This is a genomic window from Chelatococcus albus, assembly GCF_030067675.1.
GTDB lineage: Bacteria > Pseudomonadota > Alphaproteobacteria > Rhizobiales > Beijerinckiaceae > Chelatococcus_A > Chelatococcus_A albus.
In genome coordinates this window covers 373,290-389,291 of record NZ_JASJEV010000001.1, presented here as the reverse complement: position 1 = coordinate 389,291, position 16,002 = coordinate 373,290, and the positions used below count along the sequence as shown (strand labels likewise).

17 protein-coding genes are annotated in these 16,002 nt (G+C 69.3%); 6 read left to right on the top strand and 11 right to left on the bottom strand.

The window, feature by feature from the left end:
* Entirely contained in the window at positions 1 to 663 is a 663-nt protein-coding gene (locus QNA08_RS01780) for a L,D-transpeptidase (protein ID WP_283738959.1), read from the top strand.
* A 63-nt stretch (positions 664 to 726) separates the two neighbouring features.
* On the opposite strand, the gene purF is transcribed toward QNA08_RS01780, so the two are convergent.
* The 10 genes from purF to rpsF all read right to left on the bottom strand — a co-directional run bounded on the left by purF (position 727) and on the right by rpsF (position 11,227).
* On the bottom strand, positions 727 to 2,220 hold the full coding sequence (gene purF, locus QNA08_RS01775; protein WP_283738958.1) for an amidophosphoribosyltransferase: 1,494 nt from the start codon (positions 2,218 to 2,220) through the stop codon (positions 727 to 729).
* Between the two features lie 66 nt (positions 2,221 to 2,286).
* Positions 2,287 to 2,994: a CvpA family protein gene (locus QNA08_RS01770; protein WP_283738957.1), complete on the bottom strand. Its 708-nt coding sequence runs from the start codon at positions 2,992 to 2,994 to the stop codon at positions 2,287 to 2,289.
* A gap of 90 nt (positions 2,995 to 3,084) precedes the next feature.
* Positions 3,085 to 4,503 (bottom strand): DNA repair protein RadA, encoded by a 1,419-nt coding sequence (radA, locus tag QNA08_RS01765; protein WP_283738956.1) that lies wholly within the window; start codon positions 4,501 to 4,503, stop codon positions 3,085 to 3,087.
* Between the two features lie 3 nt (positions 4,504 to 4,506).
* Positions 4,507 to 5,655 carry an alanine racemase gene (alr, locus tag QNA08_RS01760; RefSeq protein ID WP_422679833.1) on the bottom strand — a complete coding sequence of 383 codons (1,149 nt, stop codon included), beginning with the start codon at positions 5,653 to 5,655 and terminating at the stop codon, positions 4,507 to 4,509.
* A 46-nt stretch (positions 5,656 to 5,701) separates the two neighbouring features.
* Positions 5,702 to 7,192 carry a replicative DNA helicase gene (locus QNA08_RS01755; protein WP_283738955.1) on the bottom strand — a complete coding sequence of 497 codons (1,491 nt, stop codon included), beginning with the start codon at positions 7,190 to 7,192 and terminating at the stop codon, positions 5,702 to 5,704.
* A 173-nt stretch (positions 7,193 to 7,365) separates the two neighbouring features.
* Positions 7,366 to 8,619, bottom strand: a complete 1,254-nt coding sequence (locus QNA08_RS01750) for a cyclopropane fatty acid synthase (protein ID WP_283738954.1) — start codon at positions 8,617 to 8,619, stop codon at positions 7,366 to 7,368.
* Positions 8,620 to 8,761: 142 nt separating this feature from the next.
* A complete protein-coding gene (rplI, locus tag QNA08_RS01745; protein ID WP_283738953.1) occupies positions 8,762 to 9,325 on the bottom strand; it encodes a 50S ribosomal protein L9 in 564 nt (187 codons plus the stop codon).
* Between the two features lie 29 nt (positions 9,326 to 9,354).
* Positions 9,355 to 10,329 carry a DUF2232 domain-containing protein gene (locus tag QNA08_RS01740; protein WP_283738952.1) on the bottom strand — a complete coding sequence of 325 codons (975 nt, stop codon included), beginning with the start codon at positions 10,327 to 10,329 and terminating at the stop codon, positions 9,355 to 9,357.
* A gap of 188 nt (positions 10,330 to 10,517) precedes the next feature.
* Positions 10,518 to 10,757, bottom strand: a complete 240-nt coding sequence (rpsR, locus tag QNA08_RS01735; protein WP_283738951.1) for a 30S ribosomal protein S18 — start codon at positions 10,755 to 10,757, stop codon at positions 10,518 to 10,520.
* A 2-nt stretch (positions 10,758 to 10,759) separates the two neighbouring features.
* Positions 10,760 to 11,227 (bottom strand): 30S ribosomal protein S6, encoded by a 468-nt coding sequence (rpsF, locus tag QNA08_RS01730; protein WP_283738950.1) that lies wholly within the window; start codon positions 11,225 to 11,227, stop codon positions 10,760 to 10,762.
* Between the two features lie 299 nt (positions 11,228 to 11,526).
* Here rpsF and QNA08_RS01725 point away from each other — a divergent pair, with 299 nt between their 5' ends.
* The 5 genes from QNA08_RS01725 (at position 11,527) to era (ending at position 15,218) form a co-directional block, all read left to right on the top strand.
* The gene (locus tag QNA08_RS01725) at positions 11,527 to 12,288 is read left to right on the top strand and encodes a pyridoxine 5'-phosphate synthase (protein WP_283738949.1); all 762 of its coding nucleotides are present in this window, start codon (positions 11,527 to 11,529) and stop codon (positions 12,286 to 12,288) included.
* Positions 12,285 to 12,707 (top strand): holo-ACP synthase, encoded by a 423-nt coding sequence (gene acpS / locus QNA08_RS01720; protein WP_283738948.1) that lies wholly within the window; start codon positions 12,285 to 12,287, stop codon positions 12,705 to 12,707. The genes QNA08_RS01725 and acpS overlap by 4 nt, the downstream gene beginning before the upstream one ends.
* Before the next feature lie 91 nt (positions 12,708 to 12,798).
* Positions 12,799 to 13,569: a signal peptidase I gene (gene lepB, locus QNA08_RS01715; RefSeq protein ID WP_283738947.1), complete on the top strand. Its 771-nt coding sequence runs from the start codon at positions 12,799 to 12,801 to the stop codon at positions 13,567 to 13,569.
* A 4-nt stretch (positions 13,570 to 13,573) separates the two neighbouring features.
* The gene (gene rnc / locus QNA08_RS01710) at positions 13,574 to 14,287 is read left to right on the top strand and encodes a ribonuclease III (RefSeq protein WP_283738946.1); all 714 of its coding nucleotides are present in this window, start codon (positions 13,574 to 13,576) and stop codon (positions 14,285 to 14,287) included.
* Entirely contained in the window at positions 14,280 to 15,218 is a 939-nt protein-coding gene (era, locus tag QNA08_RS01705; RefSeq protein WP_283738945.1) for a GTPase Era, read from the top strand. Before rnc ends, era begins: the two co-directional genes overlap by 8 nt.
* Positions 15,219 to 15,238: 20 nt before the next feature.
* On the opposite strand, the gene QNA08_RS01700 is transcribed toward era, so the two are convergent.
* The gene (locus QNA08_RS01700; RefSeq protein WP_283738944.1) at positions 15,239 to 15,871 is read right to left on the bottom strand and encodes a pyridoxamine 5'-phosphate oxidase family protein; all 633 of its coding nucleotides are present in this window, start codon (positions 15,869 to 15,871) and stop codon (positions 15,239 to 15,241) included.
* Between the last annotated feature and the right edge of the window lie 131 nt (positions 15,872 to 16,002).

The following is a 16,002-nucleotide window of genomic DNA, read 5'->3' as shown; positions in this document are numbered from 1 at the left end:
GTGCGCGCTCGCGCCGAGGCGCCGTCGGGCCATTCCTTCGACAGGACCATCATGACGCTCGATCGCAGACTTTTCCTCAAATGTTCCGCCCTGGCGGCCTTGCCGGCGGCGAGCCTGGCATTGTCCGCCCCGGCGGCTCTTGCTGCCATCGACCACAAGGCGCTCGACGCCCAGGCGCTTCATCTCGCTGCCAATGCCGAGCCCTTTGATCCGATCTACCGGCGCCAGCTCGTCGCCTACGAGGGGAGGGAGCGGCCCGGCTCCATCGTCGTCGACACGCACAACTTCTTCCTCTACCTCGTCTTCGAGGGAGGGCAGGCGCTGCGTTACGGCTGCGGCATCGGGCGCGAGGGTTTCTCATGGTCCGGACGCGCCGACGTGGCGCGCAAGGCCGTGTGGCCGAACTGGTATCCGCCGGCGGACATGCGCAAGCGCCAGCCGGAACTGCCGCTGATGATGGCCGGCGGCATCGACAACCCGATGGGCGCGCGTGCGCTCTATCTCCATCAGAACGGCCGGGACACGCTCTATCGCATCCACGGCACCTCGGAGGCGGCTTCCATCGGCCAGGCCGTCTCTTCGGGATGCGTGCGCCTCATGAACGACGAGGTCATGGACCTCTACCAACGCGTGCCGGTCGGCACGCGCGTCCTCGTGATCTGAGAGAACTGCAGGAAAAAGCCCCCGGCCCGCGGAGGCGGGCCGGGGGCACTCTTGGGAGCCGCCTCAGCCTGCCTCGGCGAGCAGCGACACCTGCGGCGTCGCCTCGCCGCTGATATCGGTCAGCGGTGTCGGATAGTCGCCAGTGAAGCAGTGGTCGGTGAACTGCGGACATACCGGGTCCCGGCCCTCGTAGCCGACGGCGCGATAGACGCCGTCGACCGACAGGAAGGCGAGGGAATCGGCCCCGATATAGGCGCGCATCTCCTCGAGGCTGTGCGTGGCGGCGAGCAGCTTCTCGCGCACCGGCGTGTCGATCCCGTAGTAGTCGGGATAGGCGATCGGCGGGCTCGCGATGCGGAAGTGCACCTCCGTAGCCCCTGCATCGCGCATCATCTTCACGATCTTCACCGACGTCGTGCCGCGCACGATCGAATCGTCGACGAGGACGATGCGTTTGCCGGCGACGGCGCCGCGGTTGGCGGAATGCTTCATGCGCACGCCGAGCTCGCGCACCGACTGCGTCGGCTGGATGAAGGTGCGGCCGACATAATGGTTGCGGATGATGCCGAGCTCATAGGGAATGCCGCAGCTCTGCGCATAGCCGATGGCCGCCGGCACGCCGGAATCCGGCACGGGCACGACCACGTCGGCCGCGGCGGGCGCCTCGCGCGCGAGTTCCGCGCCCATGCGCTTGCGCACTTCATAGACATTGCGGCCGTGGACGATGGAATCCGGCCGGGCGAAATAGATGTACTCGAAGATGCAGGGCCGCATTGGCTGCGGCGGGAAGGGCTTGATCGATTCGAGCCCCGTGTCGGAAATGACCACGATCTCGCCGTTCTCGACATCGCGGATGAAACGCGCGCCGATGATGTCGAGCGCGCAGGTCTCGGAGGCGAGGATGTAGCGGCCGTCGAGCTCGCCGAGCACCAGCGGGCGGATGCCGAGCGGATCGCGCGCGCCGACGAGCTTCTTGTTGGTCAGCCCGACGAAGGAATAGGCTCCCTCGATCTGGCGCAGCGCGTCGATGAAGCGGTCGACGAAGCGCGTGCGCCGGCTGCGCGCGACGAGATGGAGGATGACCTCCGTATCGCTCGTCGACTGGCAGATGGCACCGTCCCGTACAAGCTCGCGCCTGAGCGTCAGCGCATTGGTCAGGTTGCCGTTGTGGGCCACGGCGAACCCGCCGCCGCCGAGTTCGGCGAAAAGCGGCTGCACGTTGCGCAGGACGGTCTCGCCCGTGGTGGCATAGCGCACGTGGCCGATGGCGACCGAGCCGGCCAGGCGTTCGATGGTGCTGCGGTCGGAAAAATTGTCGCCGACGAGGCCATGACGGCGCTCGGAATGGAAACGCTTGCCGTCGAAGGAGACGATACCGGCCGCCTCCTGTCCGCGGTGCTGCAGGGCGTGCAGGCCGAGGGCGGTGATCGCCGCCGCGTCGGGATGGCCGAAAATGCCGAAAACGCCGCACTCCTCGCGCAGCGTATCGCCGTCCAGATCGAACTCGTTCATCGTCTCGCTCGCAAGCACCTCGCCATCGCCCGCCTCGCGGGCCATGGCCTCCTCCGACGGTCGCCCACCACCGTCATCCGTCGCGCAGCACTCGCCGAAGGCGGGTTGCCGTCACCGTTGGGTCGCAGCCCCTTGCACATGTCCCCTGGCCGTGCCGCCGACGAGCTGCTCGAGCCCCCGCCGGTCGGCCTGATTGTAACCCGGCCGCGTGCCGTTGTCCGAACGCTGACCCGGTGTCGCCGGCGATGTGCCGGGGGCGCGCGGCTCCGCTTCGGCGGGCGGCTCGGACGGCTCCCCGTCCGTCTTCGGCCGCTTCAGCTTCTGCAAGATGGTGCTTTCGGGGTCGTCGGGCAACATCGCCATCAGGCGATCGCCGCTCGCCTGCAGGAAGGGGCGGGCCCGGGCGTTGCGCGCCCATTCCGGCTGCATCTTCTCCGGCACGAGCCAGTTGAAGAACATGAAGCCGACGATGCAGATCAGGAGGCCGCGCGCCGCGCCAAACAGGAATCCGAGCGTGCGGTCGAGCGCGCCGATGCGCGAATCGAGCACGATGTCCGACAGCCGCACGGTGATGAAGGAGACGACGACGAGCGTCACCAGGAATATGGCGGCGATCGCCACAGCGAGCGCGATATTGGCGTTGGAGATGTGCTCGCGGACGTAGGGCAGTGCGTAAGGATGCAGAACGAGCGCCGCCACGGCGGCGACCGCCCAGGACGCGATGGCGAGCACCTCGCGGGTGAAGCCGCGAACCGCCGCGAGCAGCGCCGAAATCAGCACGATGCCGAGGACGATGAGGTCGAGAAGCGCAACGGGCATGGAGGACGCGGCCTGCAGCTCAGGACGGAATCGAGGCGCCGCCCGCATCGAGCGGCGGCGCCCGGTGTATAGCTCGCGTTAACCGCTGCGTCACCTGTCCGCCTGCCGCAAGACGGGCCGCGCCCGCGGCGCGGTCGCCGCGATGGCGGCGACAAGGTCGGTGATGTGGCCGACACCGGCAAGCGCGAGCGGCGGCGCATCGCCCGGCTCGCGCGCCGTCGGGGGGGCGACGGCGCGGGCGAAACCGAGCTTCGCCGCCTCCTTCAGCCGGGCCGGGGCTTGCGCCACCGGGCGGATGGCACCGGAGAGGCCGATCTCGCCGAAATGCACGGTCTCGGGCGACAGGGGCACCCCGGCGAGCGAGGAGACGAGCGCCGCCGCGGCGGCAAGGTCGGCTGCCGGCTCCGCGATGCGCAGGCCGCCGGCGACGTTCAGATAGACGTCGTGCATGCCGAGCTTGAGGCCACCGTGGGCCTCGAGCACGGCGAGCACCATGGACAGACGCGCCGGGTCCCAGCCGACGACGGCGCGTCGCGGTGTGCCGAGCGAGGTCGGCGCGACGAGGGCCTGGATCTCGACAAGCAGCGGCCGGGTGCCCTCCATGCCGGCGAAAACGGCCGTGCCCGGGGCGGAGAGGTCGCGCCCGGCGAGGAAGAGGGCGGAGGGATTGGGTACCTCCGACAAGCCCCGGCCCGTCATCTCGAAGACACCGATCTCGTCCGTCGGGCCGAAGCGGTTCTTGACGGCGCGCAGGATGCGGAAGTGATGCCCGCTGTCGCCCTCGAAGGAGACGACCGCGTCCACCATGTGCTCGACGACGCGCGGGCCAGCGATCTGCCCGTCCTTGGTGACGTGGCCGACGAGGATGATGGCCGTGCCGCTCGTCTTGGCGAAGCGGATGAGGCTCTGCGCGCTGCCGCGCACCTGGGTCACCGTGCCGGGCGCAGCCTCGACCGTGCCGGTCCACATCGTCTGGATCGAGTCGATGACGGCGAGCCGCGGCGTCGCGCCCTGCGACAGCGTGGCGACGATGTCCTCGACATTGGTTTCGGCCGCCAGCTCGACGGGAGCGTCGGCGAGGCCGAGCCGTTCGGCGCGCAGGCGCACCTGCGCCACCGCCTCCTCGCCCGAGATGTAGGCGACGCGGAGGCCACGCCGCGCAAGCGCGGCGCAGGCCTGCATCAGCAGGGTCGACTTGCCGATGCCCGGATCGCCGCCGATCAGGATGACGGAGCCGTGCACGAAGCCGCCGCCGGTCACCCGGTCGAGTTCGCCGATGCCCGAGGCGACGCGTGGCGCCTCGCGGCTGTCGCCCTTCAGCCCCTCGAGGGCGAAGATGCGCCCCTTGACGCGCCCCGCCGCGCGCACGGCGCCTGCCGCGGGCAGGGGCGCTTCGGCCGCCTCCTCGGCGAGGCTGTTCCAGGCGCCGCAGGCGTCGCACTTGCCCTGCCAGCGACCGTAGACGGCGCCGCAGCTCTGGCAGACGAAGGTGGGGCCACGGCGCGCCACGCGTCAGGACCCGACGTAGCGGCGCGCGTAGCGCCGTCCGAGGCTCGTCAGCACCTCGTAGCCGATGGTGCCGCAGCGGGCGCCCACCTCGTCGATGCCGATACCGTCGCCGATCAGCGTCACGAGGTCGCCGCGCGCGATGCTGTCTTCGGGCACGCCGCTCACGTCAATGGTGATGAGGTCCATGGACACGCGACCGGCGAAGGGGCAGCGGACCCCTGCCACCACGGCCTCGCCGCCGGCCTTCAGGTTGGTGGCGCTGGCGGCGCGCAGGTAGCCGTCCGCATAGCCGACCGAGATGGTGGCGATCCGCCGCCGGCCCTGCGCCGTCCAGTGGGCGTTGTAGCCGACCGTCTCTCCGTCGGCAGCCCAGCGCAGCTGGATGATGCGGCCGGCGAGATGCACGACCGGGCGCATCGGATTGTCGGCCCCTGGCATCGGATTGCCGCCATAGAGGGCGTAGCCCGGGCGCACCAGGTCGAGATGTGGCTGCAGGCGCAGGAAGATGCCCGAGGAGTTGCACAGCGAGGCCGGCACCCCGGGGAAGCGCTCGCGCAGGGCGAGGAAAGCGGCGATCTGCCGTGCCGTGACCGGATGGTCCGGCTCGTCGGCGGAGACGAGGTGGCTCATGAGGAGCGCCGGCTCGAAATCCGGCAGGGCTCCCTCGGCGGCCAGGGCGGCTGCTTCCTCCGCCCTGAGGCCGAGGCGGTTCATGCCCGTGTCGGCATGAACTGCGGCCGGGAGCCTCCGTCCCGCCGCGCGGCAGAAGGCGGCCCACTCCTCGATCTCCTCCCGGGAGCCGAGGACCGGCCGCAGGCCATGCGTCGCATAGGCCGGCGCCGTTCCGACGAGGAGGCCGTTGAGCACGTAGATCGTCGCGTCCTGGCAGACGGCGCGCGCCCGCGTCGCCTCCTGCAGATGCGCCACGAAGAAGGTGCGGCAGCCGGCAGCGAACAGCGCCGGTACGGCGGCCTCGATGCCGATGCCGTAGGCATCCGCCTTCACGACCGCCGCGCATTCGGCACCTCTCGCCCGGTCGCGCAGGAGGCGCCAGTTGGCGGCGAGCGCCGCGAGGTCGATGGTCAGGATGCCGCCGGCCTCGGCCTCGGGGATGCTCGTTGCGGGCGGGGGCAGATCGAGGACGTGGGTCAATGCGGCTCTCAGCTTCGCGTCTGATGGGACCTTGCTGGCGCGATCATTACATCTGTTCGGGCAGATGGTCTTCCTGTGCGAGGTTACCGAAGCGCGTCACGTCCGCCTGGAAGGAGAGCTGCACGGTGCCTGTGGGGCCGTGACGCTGCTTGCCGATGATCACCTCTGCCTTGCCGTGTGCCTGATCCATCTCCGTCTGCCACTTGAAATGCTCTTCCGTGCCGGGCTTCGGCTCCTTGTTCTTCAGGTAGTATTCCTCGCGATACACGAACATGACGACGTCGGCGTCCTGCTCGATGGAGCCTGATTCGCGCAGATCGGCGAGCTGCGGCCGCTTGTCGTCGCGCGCTTCCACCTGGCGGGAGAGCTGCGAGAGTGCGATGAGCGGAACCGCGAGCTCCTTGGCGAGTGCCTTGAGGCCCGTGGTGATTTCGGTGAGTTCCTGGACGCGGTTGTCGCCCTTCCTCTGTGAGCCCGAGAGGAGCTGCAGGTAGTCGACCACGAGGAGGTCGAGGCCGCGCTGGCGCTTCAGGCGGCGCGCGCGGGCGGCGAGCTGGGCGATGGAGAGGCCACCCGTCTGGTCGATGTAGAAGGGCAGCATCTGCATTTCGCGTGCCGCCTCGGTGACCTTGTAGAACTCCTCCTCGCGGATGTCGCCACGGCGGATCCTGTAGGAGGGTACGCCCGACTGCTCGGCGATGATGCGGGTGGCGAGCTGCTCGGCCGACATTTCGAGCGAAAAGAAGCCGACGATGCCGCCATTCACCGTCTTCGTCGAGCCGTCAGGCTGCTTCTCGCCGCGGTAGGCCCTGGCGACGTTGAAGGCGATGTTGGTGGCGAGCGAGGTCTTGCCCATGGCCGGGCGGCCCGCGAGGATGATGAGGTCGGAGGGCTGCAGGCCACCCATCTGCCGGTCGAGGTCGATGAGGCCGGTGGCGATGCCGGAGAGCTTGCCCTCGCGCTTGTAGGCGGCGGCGGCGACGTCGATCGCCGCCGTCAGCGCGTCGGCGAAGCGCTGGAATCCGCCGTCGTAGCGGCCGGTCTCGGCAAGGGCATAAAGCTTGCGCTCGGCCTCCTCGATCTGGTCGCGCGGGGAGGATTCCACCGGCGCGTCGTAGGCCGTGTTGACGAGGTCCTCGCCAATGCTGATCAGGTTGCGCCGCACCGCGAGGTCGTGGATCGTGCGCCCGTAGTCCTCGGCGTTGATGATGGTGGTCGCTTCGGCCGCGAGCCGCGCCAGATATTGCGACACGGTCACGCCGCCGAGGTCGGCGTCGCCGAGATAGGTCTTGAGCGTGATCGGCGTGGCGATCTTGCCCGCCTTGATCAGGGCGGTCGCCACCTCGAAGATGCGCCGGTGCACCGGTTCGTGGAAATGCTCCGGCGCCAGGAAGTCGGACACGCGGAAATAGGCCTCGTTGTTGACGAGGACGGCGCCGAGCAGGGCCTGCTCGGCGTCGATATTGGCGGGAGCCTGGCGATATTCGGGCTCGTGCCCCGTCTCGAAGCGCGCGACGAGGGAGTTGGCGGACGACATTCGCTGAACCGTGATTCCGGATGTGGCGAGCCTAGCATGCCGCCCCGGCGGAACGGCGCATGGCCTGCGCGAGCCCGGCCGGCGCACCCATGATTCACAGGGTTAACGAAACTTTGACAGCCGTGCCGCCACCCGGATTGACCGTGTCGCGCCGGTCACGCCCCCGGGGTGGACTACTCGCCCGCGAGCCGCAGATCCGGCCGGTGGCCCTCGCGCGCCCTGAGCGCGTTCTCGCGCGCGCCGATGTAATCGCGCGTCAGCGGCACAGCCTCCTGACGCTTCGCGAGCTGGATCTGGAAGACCATCATGCCGTCGTGCCGGAACGACATCTCCGAGGCGGCGAGATAGAAGTCCCACATGCGGAAGAAGCGCTCGTCGTAGAGGGCGAGCACCTCCTCGCGCCGGGCATGGAAGCGCTCGCGCCAGGCCTTCAGGGTCTCGGCATAGTGCAGGCGCAGGATCTCGATGTCGGTGACGACGAGGCCCGATTTCTCGATCGCCGGCAGCACCTCCGACAGGGCCGGGATGTAGCCGCCGGGGAAGATGTACTTGGCGATCCACGGGTTGGTCGCGCCCGGCTCGCCCATGCGGCCGATGGAGTGCAGGAGCATCACGCCGTCGTCGGTGAGCAGGCGCGCCGCCGTGTCGAAGAAGGTCCGGTAGTAGGGCACGCCGACGTGCTCGAACATGCCGACGGAGACGATGCGGTCGAACCTGTCCGTCACGTGGCGATAGTCCTCGAGGCGGAAATCGACGCGATCCTGCAGCTTCCGCTCCTTGGCCCGGTTGCGCGCCACGGCGAGCTGCTCGGTGGACAGCGTGATGCCGGTGACGCGTGCGTCGCAGCGTTCCGCAAGGTAGAGCGCCAGACCGCCCCAGCCCGAACCGATGTCGAGGACGCGCTGGCCCGGCTCGACGAGGAGCTTGGCCGCGATATGCCGCTTCTTGGCGAGCTGGGCATCGTCGAGGCTCTGGTCGGGCGTTTCGAAATAGGCGCAGGAATACTGACGGTCGGCGTCCAGGAACAACGTGTAGAGGCGCCCGTCGAGATCGTAGTGGTGCGCCACGTTGCGGCGCGCGCGGCGCGCGACGTTGCGCTGCTGCAGGAAGCGAACCGCGGTTCGCCAGGAGCGCGCCAGGCGAATCGGCAGGTTGGGGCGGAAGTCCCTGAGATTGGTCATGGCGAGGGTGATGACGTCGGCGATGTCGCCACGCTCCACCGCGAGGTCGCCGTCCATGTAAAGTTCGCCGAAGGCGAGATCGGCATTGAGCATCAGGCGCAGGGCCGCACGCCGTCCCGACAGACGAACAGCCAGCGGCTCGCCTGTCCCGTCGCCCACGCGAAAGGGCCGTCCGGCCCCGACCGCCACATCAAGCGTTCCCCGGCCGATCAGCCGACCGAGCACGAACCGCAGCAAACCCTCCATGGGCCGCTCCGTCTCTGGGCGATGCCGCTTCGGGGCGGCACCCGGCATCGGTAAGAAGATATGGAACGGGCAGGCCAAAAAGCAACGGGCGCCGTCGAAACGGCGCCCGTCACGAAACGCATGAGCTGCGGGATGCGAGAGATCAGGCTTCGCCTTCCGCCGACTCGGCGAGGGCTGCGCCCACCTCGAGGCCGAGATCGTCGAGGCTCAACTCCTCGCGCGTGGTGACGGCCTCGCCGCGGGCCTGGCGCTCGGCCTCCTCGGGGCTGCGGGCGACGTTGATCGTCACCTTCACCTCGACCTCCGGGTGCAGGCTGACCGGCACGTTGTGCAGGCCGAGCGTCTTGATCGGCGCGTTGAGGACGATCTGGTTGCGGCCGACCGTGAAGCCGCCCGCGGTCAGCGTCTCGGCGACGTCGCGCGCCGCGACCGAGCCGTAGAGCACGCCGGTCTCACCGGCCTGGCGGATGACGACGAAGCTCTCGCCGTCGAGCTTGGCGGCCACGCCCTCGGCCTCCTTCTTCAGCTCGAGGTTGCGGGCCTCGAGCTGGGCGCGCTGGGCCTCGAAGCGCTCCTTGTTGGCCTTCGTGGCGCGCAGGGCCTTGCCGCGCGGCAGCAGGAAATTGCGGGCGAAGCCATCCTTGACGCGGACGGTCTCGCCCATCTGGCCGAGCTTGGCGACGCGCTCGAGCAGGATCACTTCCATGGTGGTTCTCCTTTGTCGGTTCGGATCGTTCAGGATGTCAGGTCGCGCGAGCGGGGCAGTCCTTCTCCCCACCGCTCACGCAGGCGGAAGAGGGCTTCGGCGATGCCACCGAGCGCGAGCAGTGGCAGCACCCAGACGAGGAAGACGACGACGAGCAGGTAGACGGCCCCGAGGAGCGCCCCGCGGCTCGTCTTGCCGCGCGTCAGCGCATGCACGGTCGCCAGGCCCTGCAGGGCGAAGGCGGTGCTGAGCGCCCCCGCCAACGCCTGGGCGAACAGGGCGGGGAAGCCGTCGGCGACGAGTGCCGCCACGATGGAAACGGCGAGCGCCGGCAGGGCCTCGCGCGGCAGTGCGAGATCCGGGATCGAGGGCCAGGGCCGCGGCAGCCGGCCCGAGACGGACACGACCTTGGCCGCGAGCCACAGATTGGCGGCGAGCATCGGCACCAGGGAGGCCGCGGTCATGATCGGCACCAGGGCAACGATGATCCTGACGAGGTCGGCCATCGGCATGCCGCCGGGCAGTTCGGTCGTTCCGCTGGCGGGCGCGCCGGGACGGCCACTCAGGATCGTCTCGACCGCCTGGCGCATGGTGGAGAGATAGCTGTCGTAGCTGCCGCCGAGGGCAAGGGCGCCGGCGAGCGTGACCAGTGCGGCGACCGCGGCGATCCAGCCGAGCAGGCGCCCGAGCGGGTACCACTCGACTTCGCCCGCGCTCGCCGGACGGCCGAGCAGCGCGAGATAGGCGAGCCACCAGGCGGGAATGCCGACGCCGAGTGCGAAGGTGACGCCGGCGGTGAGGCTGAAGGCGAAGGCCGTCGCGAGGGCGCCGGCGGCGGTCGCGACGATTCCGGCCCGGTGGTTCCAGCCCAGCGCGGCGATGAGGACGGGCAGCGGCGCAATGTAAGACAGGAGAACGGCCAGCGGCGATCCGGTGATCACCACTGCGAACAGGAGGGCCGAGACGAGGCCCGCTCCGGTGCCGATTGCAAGGATCGTCGTCATCGTCCTGCTGTCCCGCTGCTTCCTGCAGGGTTAGAGGCGGATCGGGGCCCGCCCCAACATACCCCCCGGCCTTGGCGGTGGTCCGGGAGGCGACGTTTCGCGTCGGAATGCCCGGGCGGCGCCCGCCCGGACCGTTCTCTAGGTCAGTACCCCGGACATCGCCTCGGCGCAATCGCGGGGCGCCGGCCTCACTTGATCACGTAGGGCAGCAGGCCGAGGAAGCGGGCGCGCTTGATCGCCTGGGCGAGTTCGCGCTGCTTCTTGGCCGAGACGGCCGTGATGCGGGAGGGCACGATCTTGCCGCGCTCGGAGATGTAGCGCGAGAGCAGGCGAGTGTCCTTGTAGTCGATCTTCGGCGCGTTGACGCCCGAGAACGGGCAGGTCTTGCGGCGGCGGAAGAAGGGGCGGCGGGGAGCAGCGGTCGTCATGGTCAGTTCTCCTCCGAGGCGGAGTCGCCGGCAACGTCACGCGGACGGCGGTCGCCGCGGGGGCCGCGGTCGCCACCGAAGCGGCCGCCACCAAAGCCGCGGTCGCCGCCGAAGCCGCGCTCGCCACGCTCGCCGCGGTCGTCGCGGTCACGCTTCTGCATCATGGCCGAGGGACCGGCCTCGAGCTCCTCGACGCGCACCGTCAGGAAGCGCAGCACGTCCTCGTTGATGCGCATCTGGCGCTCCATCTCGGCAACCGCCGGGTGCGGAGCGTCGATGTTGAGGAGCGTGAAATGGGCCTTGCGGTTCTTCTTGATGCGATAGGCGAGGGACTTCACGCCCCAGTACTCGGTCTTCTCGACCTTGCCGCCGTTCGCCTCGATGACGCCCTTGTACTGCTCGACGAGGGCATCGACCTGCTGCGAGGTCACGTCCTGGCGCGCCAGGAACACGTGCTCATAGAGAGGCATGTGTGGCCTTTTCCTTGCGTTCTCGATCAGCGTTCGCAGCGGCGCCAAGCCCTTCGAGCCTCGTCGCCAAGGCCCGAGCGGAATGTTCGAAGGCGGAGACACGGGACGTCGGACCTGATGGCCCTGCGGCCGCCGCTCGGGCGAACCGCCGTCCGTTCAGCCCCCGGCCGGAGCGAACGCGAGGCCGCGTCCATACGCTCTCGGCGCCGGAAAGGCAAGCCTTTGCCGCCGGGCAATGCGCTCTGGCGCCGGCGCCCCGCTTCCTCTACATCCGGCGGAAGGCTCAGGAGCTGACGGCCATGGCACTTTCCCCCCTGCGACTCGGCGTGAACATCGACCATGTGGCAACCGTGCGCAACGCGCGCGGCGGCGCCCACCCGGATCCCGTGCAGGCGGCTCACCTTGCCGTCAGGGCTGGCGCGGACGGCATCACGGCGCATCTGCGCGAGGATCGTCGCCACATTCGTGACGACGATATCGCCCGCCTCAAGGCTGAACTCTCCGTCCCGCTCAATTTCGAGATGGCGGCCACGCCCGAGATGGTGGAGATCGCGCTCGCCACCCGACCACACGCCGCTTGCCTCGTGCCGGAAAAGCGCGAGGAGCGCACGACCGAAGGCGGCCTCGACATCGTCGGCGCGCGGGCGCAGTTGCCGTCGGTGATCGCCCGGCTCAAGGATGCAGGCATCCGCGTATCGCTGTTCGTGGAACCGGAGGAGCGGGCGATGGAGGCTGCCGCCGCGCTCGGCGCCCCCGTCGTCGAGCTGCACACCGGCACCTATTGCGAGGCGGTGATCGAGGGGCAGGCCGAGCGCGTCGCCGGCGAGCTCGAACGCCTGCGCCGCGCCGCGGCGCACGGCGCGGCCTGCGGCCTCGAGATCCACGCGGGGCACGGCCTGACGACCGGCTCCGTCGGGCCCGTCGCCGCGATTCCGCAGATCGTCGAACTGAACATCGGGCATTTTCTGATCGGCGAGGCCATCTTCGTGGGGCTCGAGGCGTCCATCGCCGCCATGCGCGCGGCCATGGAGGAGGGGAGAAGGGCGGCCCGCGACCCATGATCATCGGCATCGGTTCCGACCTGTGCGACATCACGCGCATCGCCCGCTCGCTGGAGCGTTTCGGCGAACGCTTCACGCATCGCGTCTTCACCGAGGGCGAGCGGCTGAAGAGTGACCGCCGGGCCGCGCGCGCCCCTTCCTACGCCCGCCGCTTCGCCGCCAAGGAGGCCTGCGCCAAGGCGCTCGGCACCGGCATGAGCCATGGCGTCTTCTGGCGCGACATGGAGGTCGTGAACCTGCCGGGCGGCCGGCCGACGATGCGGCTGACCGGCGGCGCGCTCGCCCGGCTGGAAGCGCTGACGCCCGCTGGGCACGAGGCGGTCGTGCATGTGACGCTGACCGACGATCCGCCGATCGCGCAGGCCTTCGTCGTCATCGAGGCGCGACCGTTGCCGCGGGGAGGGCAAGCCCCCACCTGAGGGGGCCGTGGCGGCCGCATGCGTTGCGGCGCCTCACGGCATCGGCTAGACCCTCGCGAGGCCGGAAGAAACCGGCAAGGAAGTTTTTCCCATGGAGCGAGCCCGCGTGGACCAGAGCGCCAAGAAGACATCCGAGGGCGGGGTCCTCGAGACGGTCAAAGTCGTCATCCAGGCGCTCCTCATCGCGCTCGTGGTGCGCACCTTCCTGTTCCAGCCGTTCAACATCCCTTCCGGCTCGCTCATTCCGACGCTCCTCATCGGCGACTATCTCTTCGTCTCGAAATATTCCTACGGCTATTCGCGCTACTCCTTCCCCTTTGGTCTGGCGCCACTGTCGGGGCGTGTCTGGGCGTCGGAGCCGAAGCGCGGCGACATCGCCGTCTTCAAGCTGCCGAAGGACAATTCGACCGACTACATCAAGCGCGTCATCGGCCTGCCGGGTGACACCGTGCAGATGATCGACGGCGTCCTGCACATCAACGGCCAGCCGGTGAAGCGCGAGCGCATCGGCAATTACCGGTCGCAGGACGCCTGGGGGCGCGATGTCGAAGTCCCGGCGTACCGCGAGACGCTTCCCGGCGGCGTCAGCCACGTCATCGTCGAGCGCGACGGCGACAGGGGCTATTGGGACAACACCTACGTCTACAAGGTGCCTCCCGGCCACTACTTCATGATGGGCGACAACCGCGACAATTCCACCGACAGCCGCGATGAGAGCTCGGTCGGGTACGTCCCCTTCGCGAATCTCGTCGGCCGGGCCGAGATCATCTTCTTCTCGATCGACGAGGGCGCGTCGGGCTGGAAGGTGTGGGAATGGCCGTGGACAGTGCGCTGGAGCCGCCTGTTCACACCGGTGAAGTAAGGCGATGAGCGCCAGACGCCGTGCGCCCGATCGGGCGCTTCTGGAAGCGAGGATCGGCCATCGTTTCGCCGATGCGGATCTGCTCGAGCGCGCGCTGACGCATGTCAGCGCGGTGCATTCGGACAAGACGCGCACCTATCAGCGCCTCGAATTCCTCGGCGACCGGGTGCTCGGGCTATGCGTGTCGGACATGCTCTTCGCCGCCTTCCCGAGTGCGGAGGAGGGCGAGCTCTCGCGGCGCCTTGCCGAACTCGTGCGCAAGGAGAGCTGCGCCGAAGTCGCCACCGCCTGGGAAGTCGGCCCGCATCTCAAGCTCGGCGACGGTGAGGTCGCCTCCGGCGGGCGGCGCAACCGGGCGATCCTTGCCGACGTGTGCGAGGCGATCGTGGGCGCGGTCTTCCTCGACGGCGGCTACGGGGCGGCGAGGGGCGTCGTGGAGCGCGCCTTCACCGAGCGCATGCATGCGCCCCGCCGGCCGCTCCGCGACGCGAAGACCGCGTTGCAGGAATGGGCGCAGGGGCGGGGCCTGCCGGCGCCGACCTACGATCTCGTGACGCGGTCGGGGCCCGACCATGCACCGATGTTCCGCATCGCCGTGAAGGTCGAGGGACTGGCCGACGCCGTGGGTGAGGGCGCTTCCAAGCGCGTGGCGGAGCAGGCCGCCGCCGCCGGCTTCCTGCAGCGTGAAGGCATCTGGAAAGCTGACAGTCATGGCTGACGATTCGACCACCGCCGCCCGGGAAGCGACGGCGGAAACCCGGTGCGGTTTCGTCGCGCTCATCGGCGCTCCGAACGCCGGCAAGTCGACGCTCATCAACGCGCTCGTCGGCACCAAGGTCTCCATTGTCTCGCGCAAGGTGCAGACGACGCGCGCCCTCGTGCGCGGCATCGCGATGGAGGGGACGGCCCAGATCGTCTTTGTCGACACGCCCGGCATCTTCCAGCCCAAGCGCCGCCTCGACCGCGCCATGGTGACGACAGCCTGGGGCGGAGCGGGCGACGCGGATGTCGTGTGCCTGCTCGTCGATGCCCGTCGGGGGCTCGACGAGGAGAGCGAGCGCATTCTTGCGAAACTGCCCGAGCTGAAGCAGCGCAAGATTTTGATTCTCAACAAGATCGACCTCGTCGAACGCTCCTCGCTCCTGAAGCTCGCGGCCGATCTCAACGCCCGGCTTGCCTTCGACGAGACCTTCATGATCGCGGCCGCCAACGGCGATGGCGTCCCGCATTTGCTGCACAAGCTCGCGGGCTTCATGCCCAAGGGGCCCTGGCTCTACCCCGAGGACCAGATCTCGGATGCGCCGCTGCGCATGCTGGCGGCCGAGATCACGCGCGAGAAGCTGTTCGAGCGTCTGCACGACGAGCTGCCTTATGCCTCCACGGTCGAGACCGACCAGTGGAAGGAACTGCCGGATGGTTCCGTGCGCATCGAGCAGACGATCTTCGTCGAGCGCGAGAGCCAGCGGAAGATCGTGCTCGGCAAGGCCGGCCAGACGATCAAGGCCATCGGCTCGGCAGCCCGCGCCGAAATCGCTGAGGTCGCCGAAGCCAAGGTGCACCTCTTCCTCTTCGTGAAGGTGCGCGAGCGCTGGGGCGACGATCCGGAGCGCTATCGGGAGATGGGGCTCGAATTCCCGAAGGGGCGCTGACGGGCCCCGAAGGGCGCGGCTCAGTAGAGCCGCTTCTCGTAGGATTCCCGCAGCCCCTTCTCCAGCGCCTCGGCGTTCTCGCCCGCGATCTGGTCGGCGAGGATTCGGCCCAGGCTCGGCAGCGCTTCGGCCCCCGCCTGCGCCTCGGGCTCCCAGAGTCTCGAGCGGATCAGCGCCTTGCCGCAATGGAAGTAGACCTCCTCCGCCGTGATCTCGAGGACGCTGCGCGGCAGCTTGCCGTCGACCGCGTGCCGCTCCAGCGTCTCCCGTCCCGCACGGATGCGGGCGCGGCCGTTGACGCGCAGGGTCTCGTCGCGGCCGGGCACCAGGAAGACGAGGCCGACCCTCGGGTTGGCGAGGATGTTGCGCAACGAGTCGATCAGATTGTTGCCGGGTCTGTCGGGGAGCTCCAGCGTCGTATCGCCGAATACCTTGACGAAACCCGGCCTGTCGCCGCGCGGGGAGGCGTCGGCGCGGCCCTGGGCGTCCGCGGTGGCGAGCACGAGGAAGGGCGAATGGGCGATGAAGGCTCGGGCGTGGGCGTCGAGCCGGGCGAGCCGCTTCTTCTCGATGACCTCCCGCGGTGCGGCATAGATGCGCCGCAGCCCGCCGAGGCTCGTGACCGTATCCACATCCGCGTCGTCAGCGCCCATCCCAATCTCCTCCGCGCAATAAAAGGGTCGCACCCGGATTTGCCCGCGCCTCGGGCAGCGCCCAGCCCGGCTGCACGGGACCGCTCGACAGGACGAGGGCGGCATCCTATCGCTCGTCGGGGCCGAAGCGC

Coding starts and splice junctions, on each gene's coding strand:
- purF (WP_283738958.1), bottom strand. CDS start 2,220: ATGGCCCGCGAGGCGGGCGATGGCGAGGTGCTTGCGAGCGAGACGATG.
- QNA08_RS01770 (WP_283738957.1), bottom strand. CDS start 2,994: ATGCCCGTTGCGCTTCTCGACCTCATCGTCCTCGGCATCGTGCTGATT.
- QNA08_RS01755 (WP_283738955.1), bottom strand. CDS start 7,192: ATGTCGTCCGCCAACTCCCTCGTCGCGCGCTTCGAGACGGGGCACGAG.
- QNA08_RS01750 (WP_283738954.1), bottom strand. CDS start 8,619: ATGGAGGGTTTGCTGCGGTTCGTGCTCGGTCGGCTGATCGGCCGGGGA.
- rplI (WP_283738953.1), bottom strand. CDS start 9,325: ATGGAAGTGATCCTGCTCGAGCGCGTCGCCAAGCTCGGCCAGATGGGC.
- QNA08_RS01740 (WP_283738952.1), bottom strand. CDS start 10,329: ATGACGACGATCCTTGCAATCGGCACCGGAGCGGGCCTCGTCTCGGCC.
- rpsR (WP_283738951.1), bottom strand. CDS start 10,757: ATGACGACCGCTGCTCCCCGCCGCCCCTTCTTCCGCCGCCGCAAGACC.
- rpsF (WP_283738950.1), bottom strand. CDS start 11,227: ATGCCTCTCTATGAGCACGTGTTCCTGGCGCGCCAGGACGTGACCTCG.
- QNA08_RS01725 (WP_283738949.1), top strand. CDS start 11,527: ATGGCACTTTCCCCCCTGCGACTCGGCGTGAACATCGACCATGTGGCA.
- acpS (WP_283738948.1), top strand. CDS start 12,285: ATGATCATCGGCATCGGTTCCGACCTGTGCGACATCACGCGCATCGCC.
- lepB (WP_283738947.1), top strand. CDS start 12,799: ATGGAGCGAGCCCGCGTGGACCAGAGCGCCAAGAAGACATCCGAGGGC.
- rnc (WP_283738946.1), top strand. CDS start 13,574: ATGAGCGCCAGACGCCGTGCGCCCGATCGGGCGCTTCTGGAAGCGAGG.
- era (WP_283738945.1), top strand. CDS start 14,280: ATGGCTGACGATTCGACCACCGCCGCCCGGGAAGCGACGGCGGAAACC.
- QNA08_RS01700 (WP_283738944.1), bottom strand. CDS start 15,871: ATGGGCGCTGACGACGCGGATGTGGATACGGTCACGAGCCTCGGCGGG.